The organism is Serratia grimesii NBRC 13537, from assembly GCF_001590905.1.
Lineage (GTDB): Bacteria > Pseudomonadota > Gammaproteobacteria > Enterobacterales > Enterobacteriaceae > Serratia > Serratia grimesii.
Genome location: NZ_BCTT01000013.1, coordinates 54,972 through 73,095, shown reverse-complemented (window position 1 = coordinate 73,095; position 18,124 = coordinate 54,972). Strand labels below are relative to the sequence as shown.

Annotated in this window: 15 protein-coding genes; 10 read left to right on the top strand and 5 right to left on the bottom strand. The window is 52.2% G+C overall.

What is annotated here, in order from left to right; genetic code table 11:
* Positions 1–39: 39 nt before the first annotated feature.
* Entirely contained in the window at positions 40–990 is a 951-nt protein-coding gene (gene tal, locus SGR01S_RS17355; protein ID WP_061808116.1) for a transaldolase, read from the bottom strand.
* A gap of 283 nt (positions 991–1,273) precedes the next feature.
* Positions 1,274–1,867 (bottom strand): chitin-binding protein/chitosanase CBP21, encoded by a 594-nt coding sequence (gene cbp21, locus SGR01S_RS17350; protein ID WP_037424092.1) that lies wholly within the window; start codon positions 1,865–1,867, stop codon positions 1,274–1,276.
* 405 nt (positions 1,868–2,272) lie between these two features.
* Here cbp21 and SGR01S_RS17345 point away from each other — a divergent pair, with 405 nt between their 5' ends.
* Positions 2,273–3,214, top strand: coding sequence for a LysR family transcriptional regulator (locus SGR01S_RS17345; protein ID WP_061808115.1), 942 nt, complete (start codon positions 2,273–2,275; stop codon positions 3,212–3,214).
* A gap of 185 nt (positions 3,215–3,399) precedes the next feature.
* Here the strand turns inward: SGR01S_RS17345 and chiB are convergent, their stop codons facing one another.
* Positions 3,400–4,899, bottom strand: a complete 1,500-nt coding sequence (chiB, locus tag SGR01S_RS17340) for a chitinase ChiB (RefSeq protein WP_061808114.1) — start codon at positions 4,897–4,899, stop codon at positions 3,400–3,402.
* 296 nt (positions 4,900–5,195) lie between these two features.
* Between chiB and SGR01S_RS17335 the strand changes: the two genes are divergently transcribed.
* From SGR01S_RS17335 to maeB, 5 genes are all read left to right on the top strand, one after another.
* Positions 5,196–5,522 (top strand): phage holin, lambda family, encoded by a 327-nt coding sequence (locus SGR01S_RS17335; RefSeq protein ID WP_037424084.1) that lies wholly within the window; start codon positions 5,196–5,198, stop codon positions 5,520–5,522.
* Positions 5,523–5,532: 10 nt separating this feature from the next.
* The gene (chiX, locus tag SGR01S_RS17330; RefSeq protein WP_502263832.1) at positions 5,533–5,913 is read left to right on the top strand and encodes an L-Ala D-Glu endopeptidase ChiX; all 381 of its coding nucleotides are present in this window, start codon (positions 5,533–5,535) and stop codon (positions 5,911–5,913) included.
* Complete coding sequence (locus tag SGR01S_RS17325; protein ID WP_037424078.1) at positions 5,910–6,293, top strand: DUF2570 family protein; 384 nt, start codon at positions 5,910–5,912, stop codon at positions 6,291–6,293. Before chiX ends, SGR01S_RS17325 begins: the two co-directional genes overlap by 4 nt.
* Positions 6,283–6,447 (top strand): Rz1-like lysis system protein LysC, encoded by a 165-nt coding sequence (lysC, locus tag SGR01S_RS24380; RefSeq protein WP_165392843.1) that lies wholly within the window; start codon positions 6,283–6,285, stop codon positions 6,445–6,447. The genes SGR01S_RS17325 and lysC overlap by 11 nt, the downstream gene beginning before the upstream one ends.
* 435 nt (positions 6,448–6,882) lie before the next feature.
* On the top strand, positions 6,883–9,162 hold the full coding sequence (gene maeB, locus SGR01S_RS17320) for an NADP-dependent oxaloacetate-decarboxylating malate dehydrogenase (protein ID WP_061808112.1): 2,280 nt from the start codon (positions 6,883–6,885) through the stop codon (positions 9,160–9,162).
* Between the two features lie 48 nt (positions 9,163–9,210).
* Here the strand turns inward: maeB and mmuM are convergent, their stop codons facing one another.
* Both mmuM and mmuP read right to left on the bottom strand, forming a co-directional pair.
* The gene (gene mmuM / locus SGR01S_RS17315; protein ID WP_037424069.1) at positions 9,211–10,149 is read right to left on the bottom strand and encodes a homocysteine S-methyltransferase; all 939 of its coding nucleotides are present in this window, start codon (positions 10,147–10,149) and stop codon (positions 9,211–9,213) included.
* Complete coding sequence (gene mmuP, locus SGR01S_RS17310) at positions 10,139–11,548, bottom strand: S-methylmethionine permease (protein WP_037424066.1); 1,410 nt, start codon at positions 11,546–11,548, stop codon at positions 10,139–10,141. The genes mmuM and mmuP overlap by 11 nt, the downstream gene beginning before the upstream one ends.
* A 194-nt stretch (positions 11,549–11,742) precedes the next feature.
* Between mmuP and SGR01S_RS17305 the strand changes: the two genes are divergently transcribed.
* The 4 genes from SGR01S_RS17305 (at position 11,743) to SGR01S_RS17290 (ending at position 18,114) form a co-directional block, all read left to right on the top strand.
* A complete protein-coding gene (locus SGR01S_RS17305) occupies positions 11,743–12,582 on the top strand; it encodes a ChaN family lipoprotein (RefSeq protein WP_037424063.1) in 840 nt (279 codons plus the stop codon).
* 161 nt (positions 12,583–12,743) lie between these two features.
* Positions 12,744–13,544 carry a cell envelope integrity protein TolA gene (gene tolA, locus SGR01S_RS17300; protein WP_037424110.1) on the top strand — a complete coding sequence of 267 codons (801 nt, stop codon included), beginning with the start codon at positions 12,744–12,746 and terminating at the stop codon, positions 13,542–13,544.
* A 55-nt stretch (positions 13,545–13,599) separates the two neighbouring features.
* Positions 13,600–15,732, top strand: coding sequence for a S9 family peptidase (locus SGR01S_RS17295; protein ID WP_082797639.1), 2,133 nt, complete (start codon positions 13,600–13,602; stop codon positions 15,730–15,732).
* A gap of 120 nt (positions 15,733–15,852) precedes the next feature.
* Positions 15,853–18,114 (top strand): TonB-dependent receptor domain-containing protein, encoded by a 2,262-nt coding sequence (locus SGR01S_RS17290; protein WP_061808118.1) that lies wholly within the window; start codon positions 15,853–15,855, stop codon positions 18,112–18,114.
* The last annotated feature ends 10 nt before the right edge of the window (positions 18,115–18,124 follow it).

The following is an 18,124-nucleotide window of genomic DNA, read 5'->3' as shown; positions in this document are numbered from 1 at the left end:
GAGTTCTTTACGAGCAGACATTACGGGACTCCAGAGTGATTACAGTTCAGCGGCCAGCATGTCTTCCAGCTTTTGCTGGTCAACGGCGAACAGACGGATACCTTCGGCCAGTTTTTCAACCGCCATCGCGTCTTGGTTATGCTGCCAGCGGAATTCGGCTTCAGCCAGCGGGGCAGGTTGGTGGAAGGCTTCAGTGGATGGCGTCAGCTTACGTTCGACCGGCTGGTCGCTGTGCTTAAGTTGTTCCAGCAGATTCGGTGCAATGGTCAGACGATCGCAACCGGCCAATGCCAGGATCTGCTCTACCTTGCGGAAGCTGGCTCCCATGATCACCGTCTGATAACGGTACTGTTTGTAGTATTCGTAAATGTTGCGTACTGATTTCACACCCGGATCTTGGTCGGCATCATAGTCAGCGGCAGGCTGTTTGGCCTGATACCAGTCATAGATGCGGCCGACGAACGGAGAGATCAAGAAGACGCCGGCTTCGGCGCAGGCACGAGCCTGGGCGAAAGAGAACAGCAGTGTCAGGTTGGTATTGATGCCTTCTTTTTCCAGTTCCTCGGCGGCTTTAATGCCTTCCCAGGTGGACGCCAACTTGATCAAAATACGTGATTTATCGATGCCTTGTTCCTGATACAGACCAATCAGTTTGCGTGCTTTAGCAACGCACATGCCGCGGTCAAAGGACAGGCGGGCATCCACTTCGGTGGAAATGCGCCCCGGTACGCTTTTCAGGATTTCGACGCCGATGTTCACGGCGAGTTTGTCGCTGGCATTGATCAGTTGGGTTTCTTTATTGCCACCCTGCTGGCGGGCATAGCTCAGGGCTTCGAGGATCAGTGGCTTATATTGAGGCAGCGCAGCGGCTTTCAGGATCAGTGAAGGGTTGGTGGTGGCATCTTGCGGTTCGAACTGGCGGATAGATTCGATATCGCCGCTGTCGGCCACAACCGTGGTTAGCTGCTTGAGTGCGTCTAATTGGTTCATTTATAAGCTCCTTGACCAAACGTCAATGTAGGGAAATGAGAACGTTTTCCATCATAGGCTGAACACACTGCATCAGAAGCGTAATGATTAAAATGCGCTTTTTCTGATTGTTGCGATGGATAAGAACAATGGATCCCGTTTAAAGCCAGGCAGGGCGCGGTTTGTTAGCCGTTGGCATGCACCGAAAAGCGGTCTCATGGTCACGCGCGGGACAGGCGTATGGGGCATCAAACAATAAAAAAGGGCCCAGCCTTGGCTGAACCCTAGGGTATTCCCCTTCTTATTACTTGGTCAAATTAACGTCAATGGCTTGATAGAAGGCATTGGCCGTATCTGCTACATCCCACACGGCGAGGATGACGTGCGAACCACTACGGTCTGCCGGTATGTTGCACTGGTGGGTGACCTGTGCAGCAGGAATGGCACCACCGTCGTTTTGTTGACAGAACGGCGTCAGATCAAACGAAGCACGGGTCAGTGGCTGTGACGCATCCCAGTTTGGCTTGGTAATGAAATAACGCCAGCTGCTGGTGCTGTGACGTGCTGTCAGCGTCCAGGTGAAGGAGTTCGGACCTGTGTGCAGGTTGATCTTGTTCCAACGGGTAGGGGTCTGCTGATCCAACTCGAAGAAGGTGGACTTGTCGGCACTGGCAATGTGTCCATCAGCCGGACCGGCCTGCGGGAAGCCTTTCAGCCCTTCAACGCTTTGCGGTTCATATTGCACGCTACCGCACTGGGTATTGAGCTGCAGTTTGCACTGATAGGCACGGCTGGCAGGTGTTTCGACATAACCGTGGGCTGAAGCTTGTTGAGATACGCCGAACAGTGCCGCGCTCAGCAGGCCAAGAGACATAAGGGTACGGGAAGTATTGTTCATAAGTCACTCCTGACTGAAGTTGTATTGTAAGTTGGGTTTATTTTCACCGGTAAAATGAGGGGTTATTAACGGAATTAAAAACATCATTCTTGGCGGCTTGTTTTATTTTTACGCTTAGTCTCTCTCGTCAGGGTGGAATGTTTTATAGGCTATTAACTAAAATTATTATGATGATTGTCTTTTATTTCTTCGTTGAATTTATTTAAACGCTACAGCCTAAAAAATCGGTGTCATGATGAATTTTATTTAAAGGATTGATGAATAGTCTTTCAGATGATTTTCTCTGATATGGAGTATATTGCTTGTGGTTTTACTTACTCTTGTGTGACTTGAACGACTTTACGCGCCAACCACTTGGGAATTTAGTGTCAATTTTTTCTTATTTTATGTCAAAGAGGAATTTGTATGACTAGATTATCCCTGGATGCGATTAAAATAATCAGCACCATCAAAAGTACCGGCTCTTTCTCAATGGCGGCGGAGGCGCTGCATAAAACCCCTTCGGCGATATCCTATCGAGTATCCAATATTGAAAGTAAGCTCTGCGTGAAACTTTTTCATCGTAATGGACCGATGATTACCCTGACAGATGAAGGGGAGTTCCTGTTGCAGGAAGGCAGCTGGATTTTAAATGCGGTACAGGATCTTGAGAGTAGGGTAAGAAACATCCCCAAACTCGATAATAATATCCGCATTGTCGTTGATAATTTCTTTCCGCTGGAAACGATCACCCAGGATATCCGTGAGTATATTCAGCACAGCCCGAATGCCAACATTTCTGTGCAACGGGAAGCGCTGAACGGTACCTGGGATGCATTGAAGAATAACCGGGCGGATTTGATCATCGCCATTGGCCAGATCCCGGACAGCGTACAGGCGAAAACGCTGATGTTCGGCAAGCTGAATTTTGTGTTATGTGTCTCGCCTTCACATCCGTTTGCGGCGCAGAAAAAGTCGGTGGACAAAAACCAGCGGCTGAACGACATCGTAGTGGTGATTGCCGACAGCAGTCACGAATTGCCAAAGCGTAATCACGGTACCATGCCGTTACAGCGCCAGCTGGTGGTCTGTGATGTTGAGAGTAAGCTGGCATTGCTGAAGCGGGGCATTGGCCACGGTTTCTTGCCCCCCGCGTTGATAGAAAAAGAGTTGGCAAGTGGTGAACTGGTGACGGTTCCGGTCGATATGCAAAAAGGCGATGAAATGATTTGGCTGGCCTGGCATCCGGCCAGTAAAGGGGCTGGTTTTACCTGGTGGCATGAACGCCTGACACGTAAAAGCGACGTTTTTAGCCTGATGGGGCGCGAAGTCATACGTGATGGAGGTTACCCTTGGTGTAACAACTGAGGGAACAGTGACGAAGGGATGCGAAAATTAAACGTTTAATTTACAGGTTGTGCTCCACTAAACCTCACGACTCGCGCCTTGCTGCGCATTCAAATGACCGCCAGCGGCGTCACGTGCAATGGTGGGACGCAACCTCTAACCCCGTTGCCATCGGCCCCGGGGTTTTTTTATGGTGCAACCTGTGATTATGCTACACGGCCCACTTTCAGCCAGGCGGTATCCGAGCCGGGCGCAGACGTGATGTAACCCCATTTTGTCTGCCAGACATAGCCCTGATAAGACACCAGCGCACCCTGGTTATATACGGTGCCGGCGACGTAGGCCGGCGCGCTCATGAGCGGCAGGTTACCAGGACCAACACCGGTATAGCGCAGACCAGTACCCATATCCAATTGGCTGTCATCGTAGTCCGCCGCGTTGAAATAGCGGTCCAACGACGCCAGCAGGTCACCGTTGCGGTTGTCTTGGCCCAGGTGCCAGAACATGACGCCGCCCAGTTGCTGCTGTTTGATGTACTTCGCCTTGTATTTGAAGCTTTCGACGTCGTCATAAGTAACGAACAAACCATTGGCCGCGTGATACAGGTACGGAGTTTTGGTTTTGTCGTTCCACAGGCGCTGGTAGCCATAGTTGCCCAATAGCATCTGTTCCAGTTGGCGATAGGAGGCGATACGTGGATCTTTATCACGGACGCACTCTTCGCAACCCACCAGCCAATAGTCGGTACCTGGGAAGGGATCCTCCCCCGGTGTGCTGTGAGTGCTGTACTGGCTGCCGTTGTTGCTGCTGACGCCTTTAAATGCACGGCCGTAGAATGGCACGCCCATGACGATTTTGCTGCTTGGCACGCCTTCCAACATCAGATGTTGCTGTACTGCAGCGTCCACCGTCAGGCTGAATGGGCTAGGGAAGGCACGGGTCAGTTCTTCCCAGCTCCAGCCCAGATTAGCTTCACGCAGTGCATTATAGAAAGTTGGCCCGGCGCTATCGCCGAACAGCCCCGCCTGATGGTTGGTGATTTTTTCCCATGGGCCTGCAAGATCGTAGGTCATCAGGTTGATGTAATCGAGCGAGGCAACGATCTGCGGCAACTTGCTGTAATAACGCGACAGGAAGAATGCGCCGCCAGCGCCGGCTATGGTCAGTTGATAAGGCAATGCCTGACGGCCATCGGCGAGGGTCTGCTGATTCAGCAGGGTGCGGATTTCTTGCAATGCAGCAACAAAACCGTCGACCTCGCTGCTCTGCGGATATTCCCAGTCAATGTCTACACCGTCAAAGCCGTAGTCTTTCATGATGCGGACGCAGGATTGCGCGAATTTGGTCCGTGACGCGGGGGTCTTCACCGCGTTGACATAGTTGGCGTGAGAAACCCCCAGATCGTTGGAGTAATACCAGCCGCCGATGGAGAACATGATGCGCAGGCTGGGGTTGTGTGCCTTCAGCGCGGTTAACCGGCTGACCACGTCACGCGCCTTGGCGTCATTAGTGGCGGGATCCCAGGCACATTCCAGATTGCTGTTAATGTCGAGGAACGAAAAATTAATGTGGGTGAGCTGCTTGGCCTTGGCCGGTGTAATATTCGACACGGGGAAAGGTACGACTGAGGTATCGGATTCGGTATAGTTATTAATTTGGTTGGTTGGAATAAAATAATAACCAATAACGGCTTTGCGTTCGGACATGGTATTTCTCCAGGTTGAGGTTTCTTGTTATTGAGAGAGATTCTCTCGCCGCTATTAATGTTTATTTTTAAGGTAAAGAGAAGTCGAAATAAATCACAGTAAAGATGAATTTTTTCATTACTTATCGTCGTTATTTACTGCCCCTTGTTGTGTCATGGTTGAGCGTGAATGAATTTGACCTTAGAGGCTGTATTTATTCATTTGCTTTGTTATAGCATCCTTAACTAGATTCTGATGGTACCGATATTCCACCGGTCGTGATCGGCACTTAATTAAAATAAAATAGGAGTATAGCTATGTCCAGCTTAGAGCCAGACGCTGTTGGCTTAATTATTCAGCGAGCATGTGAATATCTTCAGCCGGTGATGAATGCCATTTTGGCGGGAATCATGGCGTTATTACACGGTGCCTATCGCAACGTCGGCATGCGGCGCCGTCTCTTAAATGCGGCGATGTGCGCATTATTGGCCTGGACGGTGCGCGATGCATTGGCGTTGACCGGGCTGGAATTAAAATGGGCGAATCTTGCCAGTGTATTGATTGGCTTTCTGGGGGCCGACTATATCAGCGGATTAATTAAAAAATTCATTGGAAAAAAAACGGGGTTCAAAAATGATAAATGAAATAGAAGATATTCGCTTCACCGCCCGCAGCGAAGCTAACTTAGTGGGGGTTCATCCGGATTTGGTACGGGTGATACGACTGGCATTGCATTATTCACTGGTGCCGTTTTCCATCACCGAAGGACTACGCACCATGGCACGTCAGCGTGATTTGGTGCGAGGTGGCCAAAGCCAAACATTGAAAAGCCGTCATTTGACCGGCCATGCGGTGGACGTGGTCGCGATGCCTGCGGGCGTGGTGTCGTGGGAATGGGACTATTACGCGCAAATTGCAGTGGCAGTGCGTCGTGCGGCGCGTGAGTGTGCAGTCAACGTTGAGTGGGGCGGCGAATGGAAAACGCTGAAGGACGGGCCGCATTTCCAGCTTTCCTTCAAGGATTATCCGGCATGAGCAGTTGGCTAAGCAGGTTGTCACAAGGTGGATTGCTGCTGCTGTTGGTGGCGGCAATTTGCCTCGGTGCATACAGCTCACTGCTGTCGCATCGGCTGGAGTTGGTGCGACAGCAGGCGAGCGAACAGCAAAAGACCCTGGCGCAGCAGGCGGGGTTGATTGCCACGCTGCAAACCCAGGATGCACAGAACCGGGCGCTAATGGCGGCTCAACAGCAGCAGGAACAACAGCTGCGTCAGCAAAGTGACGTCTACCAGAGGAAATACCGTGAAGCGATTAAAAATGACGCCTGTGCTGGGCAGTCTATGCCTGACGCTGTTGTTGAGCTCCTGCGCCCAACCCTCGCAGACGGCAGTGCCGGTGGTGCTGTTGCCCCCTGAGTCAGTGTTTACCCCGTGCGAGCAGCCACAGTTGCTGGGTAACACCTGGGGCGATGCGCTGAGTTACACACTGGCACTACAAACCTCGTTACAAATTTGCGCAGGCCGGGTGGCGACCCTCAATGCCTGGCGTGCCCAACTGCCGTCGCACTGACGGCAGTGTTTTTCTTTTCCATCCTGTGGTACTTCTTTTTTTACTTTTAAAAAACTATTTCGATCAAGGTTATGGCCCGGTTCAAAGTTTGTGACGTTTCTCTCACTATACTTAAAGGCTGTGCCCTGCCATTGTACGTGAGCGCCGCTGGCGGTCATTTGAACGCGCAGCAAGGCGTAGGTCGTGAGGTCTAGTGGGCCAAATAAGCGGCGCGTAACACAGATGCGCGTTCACATGGCCCCAGCCCTTCGGGGCGCGCCCCAAAAGCCCGTACTCTGTGTTGTCGGGTTTGAACATAGGCCCGCTGTGCCTTGCTCCCTCCGCCTTGATTACGGCGTTTGGGTCTGCGACGGCGTCACGGAGAATGACAGAATGTAGCCTCATAGCCTTACAAGTCTTACCTCAACATAAAAGCAAAAAGCATAGGAACCTATAATGGACGAACAGCTCAAACAGAGTGCGCTTGATTTCCACCAATATCCGGTCCCAGGCAAGATCCAGGTATCCCCAACTAAACCGCTGGCAACGCAACGCGATCTGGCGCTGGCCTACTCGCCGGGCGTTGCAGCCCCTTGTCTGGAAATTGCTGCCGACCCTCTCGCGGCCTACAAATACACCGCACGCGGCAACCTGGTGGCGGTAATTTCCAACGGTACGGCGGTGTTAGGTCTGGGCAATATCGGTGCTTTGGCCGGTAAACCGGTGATGGAAGGGAAAGGCGTCCTGTTCAAGAAGTTTTCCGGTATCGACGTGTTTGATATCGAAGTGGATGAGCTTAACCCTGACAAGTTGATCGACATCATCGCCGCGTTGGAACCGACCTTTGGCGGTATTAACCTGGAAGACATCAAAGCGCCAGAGTGTTTCTACATTGAGCAGAAACTGCGTGAGCGCATGAAAATTCCGGTATTCCATGACGATCAACATGGCACTGCCATCATCACCACTGCTGCAGTGCTGAATGGCCTGCGGGTAGTGAAAAAGAACATCTCCGACGTACGACTGGTGGTTTCCGGTGCCGGCGCTGCGTCGATTGCCTGTTTGAACCTGTTAGTGGCGTTGGGGCTGCGCCAGCAGAATATTACTGTTTGCGACTCTAAAGGGGTGATCTATAAGGGCCGCGACGCCAATATGGAGCAAACCAAGGCGGCCTACGCCATTGAAGATAATGGTCAACGTACGCTGGGGGATGCGATCCCGGATGCGGATATCTTCCTCGGTTGTTCTGGCCCGGGTGTTTTGACTCAGGATATGGTGAAAACCATGGCCAAGGATCCGCTGATTATGGCGCTGGCCAACCCGGAACCGGAGATTTTGCCGCCACTGGCGAAAGCTGTGCGTCCTGATGCCATTATCTGTACCGGCCGTTCTGACTATCCAAACCAGGTGAACAACGTACTTTGCTTCCCGTTCATCTTCCGTGGTGCACTGGATGTGGGCGCGACCACCATCAACGAAGAGATGAAGCTGGCCTGCGTGCATGCGATTGCCGATCTGGCATTGGCAGAGCAGAGCGACGTGGTGGCTTCGGCCTATGGCGATCAGGACCTGTCATTTGGCCCTGAATACATCATTCCAAAACCTTTCGACCCGCGCCTGATTGTTAAAATCGCCCCGGCGGTAGCCAAGGCGGCGATGGATTCCGGCGTGGCAACACGTCCGATCGAAGACTTTGACGCTTATGTCGAAAAACTGTCCGAGTTCGTCTACAAAACCAACCTGTTCATGAAGCCGATCTTCTCCCAGGCGAAAAAAGAGATGAAGCGCGTGGTGATGGCGGAAGGTGAAGAGGAAAGGGTACTGCATGCGACGCAGGAACTGGTGTCGCAGGGGCTGGCCTATCCGATCCTGGTCGGCCGTCCGAGCGTGATTGAAATGCGGCTGAAAAAACTCGGCCTGCAACTGACGCCGGGTAAAGACTTTGAAGTGGTGAATAACGAGTCCGATCCACGCTTTAATGAATACTGGGGTGAGTACTATCAGATCATGAAGCGTCGCGGTGTTTCGCAAGAGCAGGCTCGCCGTGCGGTCATTGGTAACCCGACGTTGATTGCCGCCATCATGCTACATCGTGGTGAAGCAGACGCGATGATCTGTGGCACCATCGGTAGCTATCACGAGCATTACGATGTGGTAGAGAAAGTGTTTGGCTTCCGCGAAGGGGCACACGTCGCCGGGGCAATGAACGCGCTGCTGCTCCCTAGCGGCAACACCTTTATTGCTGACACCTATGTCAATGACGATCCGACGCCGGAACAACTGGCAGAAATCACCCTGATGGCGGCGGAAACGGTGCGTCGTTTCGGTATTGAGCCGAAGGTGGCGCTGCTGTCCCATTCCAGCTTTGGTTCTTCCGATAATCCTGCGGCGTGCAAGATGCGTAAAACGCTGGAGCTGGTGAACAAGATGGCTCCGGAGCTGGAAATTGACGGTGAGATGCACGGTGACGCTGCGCTGGTGGAAAGTATCCGTAATGATCTGATGCCAGACAGCCCGCTGAAAGGGGCGGCCAACGTGCTGATCATGCCGAATATGGAAGCCGCTCGCATCAGTTACAACCTGCTGCGGGTATCCTCTTCTGAAGGGGTGACCGTCGGGCCGGTGCTGATGGGGGTATCGAAACCGGTACACATCCTGACGCCAATCGCCTCGGTACGCCGCATCGTCAACATGGTGGCGTTGGCCGTGGTGGAAGCGCAGACCGAACCGTTATAAGCCTTGAGTGACGACAAGCCTCCTGCGTTCCGGCGCAGGAGGCTTTTTTTATGCCTTGCAGCGTGCGGCGATCTGACAGATATCTTGTGGCGTAGTGCGGCAACAACCGCCAATCAGCTGTGCGCCGATGCGCTGCCATTCGCCGATTTGATCAATCAGACTACCGTGTGCGCCACCACAGGTATGCCAGGTTTTGCTTACCGCGTCGTAATGTTCGCCAGAGTTCGGGTAGACCAGCAGCGGCTTGTCAGTCAGCGCAGCAAGCTGCTGCAGCGCCGGGGTGACATTTTCCAGTGCAATGCAGTTAATGCCGATCGCCAGTACCTGTGGATTGGCGTGCAACGCCGCCATAACCGTGACTAACGGCGTACCGTCGCTGAGGTGTTGGCTGTCGCGCAGGGTAAAGGCAAACCATGCGCCAAGCGTTGGAAACTCTTGTAACAGGATCAACAATGCTTGCAACTCACCAAACGATGGCAGGGTTTCACAGGCCAGCAAATCAACACCGGCTTCAGCCAACGCTTTGATACGTGGGCGGTGAAAGGCCATCATTTCTTCCTGCGGCAAGGCGTAATCACCGCGATATTCGGACCCGTCGGCGAGATAAGCCCCATAGGGACCGACCGATCCGGCGATCAACAGCGGTACCGCCTGTGGGTGCAGTGCCAGATAGTCGTTGCGTGCCTGTTGCGCCAGTTGCACGCTTTTGGCGATCAACGCCAGGGACTGTGAATGATCCAAACCGCGGCGTAAAAAGCCTTGTGGTGTAGCCTGATAGCTGGCGGTGATAGCGCATTGCGCGCCTGCGTTAAAATAGTCGAGGTGAACCTGATAAATCAGCTCAGGGTTTTCAATCAGCACTTTTGCCGACCACAGCGGATCGCTAAGGTCACAGCCGCGCGCTTCTAATTCCGTGGCCAACGCACCGTCTAAAATCAGTGTACGGTTGGCGGTTAAGAGTGTGGTGATAGGGTTGTTAACCGACATGATGCTCTCCCAGCGTTGTTTTTTGCCCGGTGCGGCGGGTCAGATAATAGGCGGCGTAGCACAGGGCCACAAACGGCAAACCGCAATACAGTGCAATACGTTGTTCTGGATCGAATGCCAGTCCGACGCAGGCCAGCAGGCACAGCGTAAAACCCACGATCGGCGTTAACGGGTAACCCGGCGCGCGGTATTTTAAACCGGAAATGGGCTGGCCACTGCGGACATAATGACGGCGGAACGCGTAGTGCGACGCGCAGATACTCAACCAGACCACCACCACCGCAAAGCCGGAAATCGCTGACAGTGCTACAAATACCGTGTCCGGCGCGATTACGCTGGTCAGCAATGCCAGTACGCCGCCGAGCATGCTGAACGTCAGCGCGTTGATCGGGATACCCCGTTTATTGACGCGGGAGAAATAAGCCGGCAGGGTGCGCTGGTTGGCCAGCGACCACAGCATGCGACCCGAAGCGTACAGGCCCGAGTTGGCTGCTGACAGAATGGCGGTCAGGATCACGAAATTAAAGATATCGGCGGCATAGGGCACCCCGATGCGTTCAAACACCAGCACAAACGGGCTTTTGACAATCCCTGCCTGATCCATCGGGATCAGCGCAGCCAAAATAAACACCGTACCAATAAAGAACAGCATCAGGCGAATCACCGTGGTACGTATCGCCCAAGGCACCACCTTTTCCGGGTTCTCGGTTTCACCGGCGGCAATACCGATAAGTTCGGTGCCGGAGAAGGCGAAGTTCACTGCCACCATGGTCATCAGGATCGGCAAGGTGCCGTTTGGCAGCCAGCCGGAGGCGGTCAGGTTATGCAGGAAGGGCGCTGGCGTACCGTCTTTCATCGGCAGCAGGCCGAACATTGCCGCACCGCCGAGGATGATAAATGCCAGAATGGTGACGACCTTGATCAGCGAGAACCAGAATTCGCTCTCAGCAAAGAACCGGGTAGTGACCACGTTAAGCAGGAAAATCGCCGCGCAGAAGATCAAACACCATAGCCACACCGGCGATTGAGGGAACCAATACTGCATGCAGAAACCGGCGGCGGTCAGGCTGGAACCCAGTGCTACCGTCCAGGTGAGCCAGTACAGCCAGGCGACGGTATAACCGGTGGCCGAGCCAAGATAGCGTGATGCGTAGACGTGAAAGGCACCGGTTTCCGGCATCGCCACCGACAGCTCACCCAAACACAGCATCACCAGATAAACCACCAACGCCCCGATCAAATAGGCCAGCAGGGTGCCGAGAGCACCGGTAGTGGAAATGATATAGCCGGTATTGAAGAACAGCCCGGTACCAATCACGCCCCCCAGCGACAGCATCACCAGATGCCGGGCTTTCATGGTGCGTTTGAATTGCCCTTCGGCGGAAACAGGTGAGTGCATGATATTCTATCCGTATAGACGTCTAAGCAGCTAAATGGCTATTGGTTATACCTGCAATACCTCATGAAATCAATGTGAGACAAAAAACCATAAGGTAAAAATATAGTTATCGACGTCTCAGGATAGGTTGCCATCTATATGCAAATGATAATTATTATCTATAATGTCGCCACTTTTTATTACAGGGCAGCATCATGAGATTTTTGATTTTACTGGCCGCACTGGCGCTCGGTGCCTGCAGTCAAACCCCCGTTTCACCGCCAAAAAATACCCTTATCGAACTGGGGAAAATTACCGATTTGCGTAGTGGGGAAAGCCTGACGCCTGATCAGCTATTGGCCCGACTGTCTGTTGAGCAACGCGTGGTTGTTGGGGAAAAACATGACAACCCGTATCACCATCAGATTGAACTGTGGTTGGTGCAGCAATTACCTCTGCGGCGGTCACAAGGCAGTGTGCTAATGGAGATGATAAATCCGAATCAGCAGGCCAAAGTGGATCAGGTGAAACACTGGCTACAGTCAAATCCGACGGTGCGTGACAGTCGTGTGGCAGAGTTGATTGATTGGCAGCCAGGCTGGAAGTGGTCGCTGTACGGTGACGTGATCATGGCGGCAATGCGGGCGCCTTATCCACTGTGGTCAGCCAACCTGGATCGCAGTGAAATCATGGCGTTTTATCAGCAGCCGAGTTTCCCGCAGGGAACGCTGTCGGTACGGCCGGTGGTGCAAAAAGCGCTGGAGGAAACTATTCGCACCTCACATGGCGGGAATATCGAACCGCAACAGCTGCATGCCATGCTGGCTATTCAGCAGCAGCGTGACCGACGTATGGCCGAACGTTTGCTGGCTGCGCCGACGCCTGCTTTGCTTATTGCTGGTGGTTATCATGCGTCTAAATCGGTAGGGGTACCACTTCACGTGCAAGATCTACAACCAACAGCATTGCCAACAGTATTGATGCTGGCAGAACCTGGTGTACAGGTCGATAAACAGGTGGCGGATTATCTGTGGGTTACCCCGGCGGTGAAGTAATTAGGCCAAGACGGGTTGCCTTTCAAGTTGCAGCGCTGTTTGCTGCAACTTGAAATTCATAGAGTAAACACAGCGAAAAGAACTGTTAATAACAGTTACAAATGATTATCATTAGCAAATGTGATCTGCAATCATTCGCGATTAAGTATTCTAATGTCCTTATGTTAAGTCAGTCTTTATCTTACCCTGTCGTCGATATGCCGCAGCCGCGTTGGGCGCGCGGTTTCTTGTGTGCGATAGCAGTACACGTCGCGCTGGTATTGATGTTTTACTGGCCGTCCCAGCCGTTACCGATGATGCAATTACCCCCACCGGCGGTGATGATGAGCTGGGCGGAACAAGTAGAGGCACCGGAAAGCCCAAAACCGCTACCGCTGGGTGTGCAACAGGCGGAATCCTCTGCGGCGCAACCGGCCGAGCAGTTGGAGCAACCCGACTTGCCTAAATTGGCGCGTGCTGAAAAGACCAAAATTTCCGTGGCAGAAAAAAAACGCACTGAACTCCGGCCACCACAGAAAGCTCAGCCAAAACCGGAAGAGCAGGCTAAAGAGATGCGCCATGCTGCTGCTTCCAGTGCCGCTGCGCCAAAAGCGCAGAACGTTGCCCGCCAGACCGCCGCACCGATCAACAGCGACTCCAACAGCAGCGTTCAAGCCAAACTGTCATGGGAAAGCCTGGTGAAAGGTCATCTGAACAACATTAAACGCTATCCGCCAGAGGCCCGCAGTCGCCGACGTACCGGTATGCCGCAGGTGACGTTCCGTGTTGATGCTCAGGGGCGGGTGTCGGGGGTGACACTCCGGGTTCGCTCGGGCACTGCATCACTCGATCGTGAGGCGCTAGCCGTGGTAGAGCGGGCGCAGCCGCTGCCATTACCCCCGTCTGACATGTTGCGAAATGGCGCCGTCAACGTGACGATGCCAATTGATTTTAATCTGGCGGCGTTAAATGCCGGCAAATAACACCTACAGACGTCCTCCTAACGGGATGCCTACAGGTCAAACTTCGTGAGGGATTATGAATCACCCACTGTCATCGAATAAGAAGTGTCGCCTGGGCGCCGCTTTACTGTTTTCGTTCGGATTTTTAAATTCTGCGGTAGCTGCGCAGCCGCAACCCCCGCAGGCAGAAAAAGTACCCAAAGTACTGACTGCGCAAGGTGAAACCCGTACAGATGACTATTACTGGTTGCGTGACGACAGCCGAAAGAACAAAAAGGTGCTGGATTATCTGACTGCGGAAAATCGTTATACCGAACAGATGATGCAGCCCTATAAAGCTCTGCGCGATAAGCTGTATCAGGAAATGCTGAGCCGCATTAGCCCGGAAGACCGCTCGGTGCCTTATCAATTGAACGGCTATCGTTATCAGGAAAGCTACGCCGCCGGCAAAAATTTCGCGCTGTATCAACGGCAGGCTTTGACTGCCGATGCGCCGTGGCAAACGTTGCTGGATGCCAATCAACGCGCGGCAGGTCATGATTATTACCGCGTCGGGGGAATGGACATCAGCCAGGACAACCGGCGTATGGCGGTGTCTGAAGATGTACAGGGCCGCCGCCAGTATCGGATTTCCCTACAGGATATTGCTGACAAACGTTGGGCGCCAGAAGTCATTGAGAACACCTCCGGCAATATGGTGTGGGCTAACGATGGCAAAACTTTGTTCTATGTGCGGAATCACCCACAAACCTTGCTGCCATATCAGGTTTACCGTCATACGTTTGGCACGCCGGTAACGGAAGACCAACGGGTGTATCAGGAGAACGACGCTGCTTTCTACCTGAGTCTCGGTAGCTCGGCTTCCCGTGATTACGTCATTATCACTATCAGCGGCAATACCACCTCTGAAGTGCGTCTGATCGACGCTAATCGCCCGCAAAGTGCACCGCAGTTATTTGCAGCCCGGCACAGCGGACGTGAATATTATCTCGATCATTATCGTGGTGAATTCTATCTGCGTTCCAACCATCAAAGCCCGCACTTCGGTCTGTATCACACAGCGTCTGCGCAGCAACCGTGGCAGACGTTAATTGCTCCACAGGAAAAGCGTGAAGTTGAGGGCTTTACCCTGTTTCGTGATTGGTTGGTGGTGAAAGAACGTGGCGATGGGTTGGTGCAACTGCGGCAGATAAGTTGGGACGGTAAGACCCAACGCAGTATTCCGTTTGACGATGCCAGCTACATGGCCTGGTTGGGTTATAACCCCGATCCGGACAGTGATCGCTTGCGTTACGGCTATTCGGCGATGACGACCCCAACCAGTACCTACGACTGGGATTTGAATAAGGGCAGCCGAACCTTGCTGAAGCAGCAGGAAGTGAAAGGCGTTGACCCGAGCTTGTATCACAGTGAACGGGTGTGGATCAGTGCGCGAGATGGTGTGAAGGTACCGGTCTCGCTGGTTTACAACAAGACGATGTTCAAACCGGGTCACAGTCCGCTGTTAGTGTACGGCTATGGTGCTTATGGCATGAGCATGGATCCGGCCTTTAGCGCCAATCGTATTAGCCTACTGGATCGTGGTTTCGTCTATGCGCTGATTCACGTACGCGGCGGCGGAGAGTTAGGACAGAACTGGTACCAACAGGGAAAACTGATCCACAAGCCGAATACTTTCAGCGACTTTATCGACGCCACCCAAGCCTTGATCAAGGATGGCTATGGTCAACCAGGCCGTATTTACGCCATGGGAGGCAGCGCTGGTGGATTACTGATGGGGGCAGTGATCAACCAGGCTCCGCAACTGTATAACGCGGTGGTGGCGCAGGTGCCCTTTGTTGATGTGGTGACCACCATGTTGGACGACAGTATTCCATTAACCACTGGTGAGTATGAAGAGTGGGGCAATCCGAATGAGCCGCAGGCCTATGCGCTGATGAAGTCTTACAGCCCGTATGACAATGTGCGCAAGCAACACTACCCGAATTTGTTGGTGACCAGCGGGTTGTATGATTCGCAGGTGCAGTATTGGGAACCCGCCAAGTGGGTAGCGAAGTTGCGGCAGTTTAAGCAAGGGGATTCGTTGCTACTGCTGTCCACCGACATGACTGCAGGTCACGGCGGCAAATCGGGTCGCCTGGCTCGGCTGGAAAATAGCGCTCTGGAGTACGCCTTTATTCTGGCGATGGATCAACAGGCAAAGAAATAATATTTAACGCCGCAGGAAACTGCGGCGTATTAAAACAATAACAATATTTACCGTCTTATGGGCGGGGATTTTTGCTGGGCATTGTCGGCCATCAAACCTTTTGGCAATTTCTGGGGATATATGAAAATTAAATTATTAGTAAGCCTGTTCGGCGCGGGAATGGCGCTGAGCGGGGGGGCGACGGCTGCACAGAGTGAGGCAAAAGAGGGCAGCGGTAAGGTGGTTTTCAGTCCGTTAAATGTTTCGGCGGCAGACAGCAGTAACAACAGTGAAAGGGAGGCGTTGGAAAAACCGGGGGCGTTCAGTTCCCGTGGTGAAAATAAGAACCTGGAGTCGGTAGACAGTATTCTGCGCAGTATGCCAGGTACCTATACCCAAATCGATCCGAGTCAAGGCGCGGTTAGCGTTAATATCCGTGGAATGAGCGGGTTTGGCCGGGTTAACACTATGGTAGATGGTATTACCCAAAGCTATTACGGAACATCCACTTCTGGGGTTCTTTCACATGGTTCAACCAATAGCCAGTCAGGTGTTCTGATCGATCCAAACTTTATCGTTGGGGTCGACGTGGCACGCGGTGAAAGCAGTGGGGGAGCAGGGGTCAATGCTCTGGCTGGCAGCGCGAACTTTCGTACTATTGGTGTTGATGATGTTATTTTCTCCGGCAACCCTTTTGGTATTAGGACTAAATTTTCTGTCGGCAGTAATGGTATTGGTCGTAGTGGTATGGTTGCAGTCGCGGGAAAAGGGCAAGCATTTACCGATACTGGCAGCATTGGTGCCATGGCGGCAATCAGCGGCAGCTCTGTTTACTCGAACTTCAATAATGGTGACGGGGTGAGTAGCGAGGATTTTGGATATGATGAGTTTATGAAGCAAAATCCAAAATCGCAGTTATTCAAACTGGATATCAAGCCGGATGAATTTAATAGTATTGAGCTTTCGGCCAGGAGCTATCAAAACCGATTCTCTCGTCGAGATATTCACAGTAATGATTTTTATATAAAATATCATTATGCACCGTTCTCGGAATTGGTCGATTTAAATATTACTGCCAGTACCAGTAAAGGGAATCAGGAATATAACGGTGGTTCGCTATTCACCTTCTTTAATACCAATTCGGAAAACCGTTCCGACGCATTGGATATCAATAATACAAGTCGCTTCAGCCTGTTGAACACCGATGTAGCTTTCAGCTACGGCGGTAAAATCATGCACAACAGATACACCAAGCATGTTGAGTCGGCAATCGAAGATGAGCAGACCGCGCAGGAGTCTATCGAAAACAACACCTTCGCGCCGTCAGGTGATCAGCGTATCACCAGTTTGTACACCGGCTTACAGCTTAATCGGGATATTTATCAATTAGATTTAAACCTGAATTACAGCAGCAACAAGCTGACAGGATTTAAACCTGCTTGTGATTACCGGGTACAATGTTTCCCTCAGGGTGCCGCTAATATTAATTTAAAAGAACAAGGTTTTAACCCATCGGTGATGCTTTCTGCGCAGGTAACGCCATGGCTGCAACCCTTTGTCAGCTACAGCAAATCCATGCGCGCGCCTAATATTCAGGAAGTGTTCTATTCAAACTCTGGTGGAGCGTCGATGAACCCGTTTTTGAAGGGGGAACGAGCAGAAACTTGGCAGGCGGGATTTAACGCCAATGGTCATGATTTATTGGTTAAAGAGGACTCGCTTCAACTGAAAGTGGTGGCTTATACCAGTAAGGTTAACAACTATATTTTCAGCGAGTCATACATGGTGTGCCGTAATGGACGCAAATGTAGCTATCGCGAAAACCTTGAAAATAACTGGGCCGATGAAAGTGAAGACTATGCGGACAATATGTACATCTACGTCAACTCGTTGACTCCTGTACGTGCGCATGGCGTAGAGCTGGAAGCCAATTATGACGCAGGTCGCGCCTTCGCTCGCATGTCATTCAGTAAGCAGCATACCGAGCAGCCGACTTCAATTGCCAGCACCTATTTTGGCGCGGGTGATATCAATGAACTTCCGGATATGTACTTTACACTGAATACCGGGGTGCGTTTCCTGGATGAGTCATTGACTGTCGGCAGTATTGTGAAATACACAGGAAAGGCCCGCCGTTTGTCTCCGGATTATGAACAAAGTGAAACCACCGGTGAGATAGTGAAGCAGGATATGCCGAACATCCCGACCATTATCGATCTGTATAGCACCTATCAAATTAACCGTAACGTGCTGCTAAAATTTAGTGTGCAGAATCTGATGAACAAGAGTTATTCAGAGGCGCTTAACAAGCTGAATATGTTGCCTATTCAAGGTGATGACGCCACTGCTGCCAACACTGCCCGTGGACGAACTTATATCTTCGGCGGGGAGGTGCGATTCTAAAGTGGAGTGC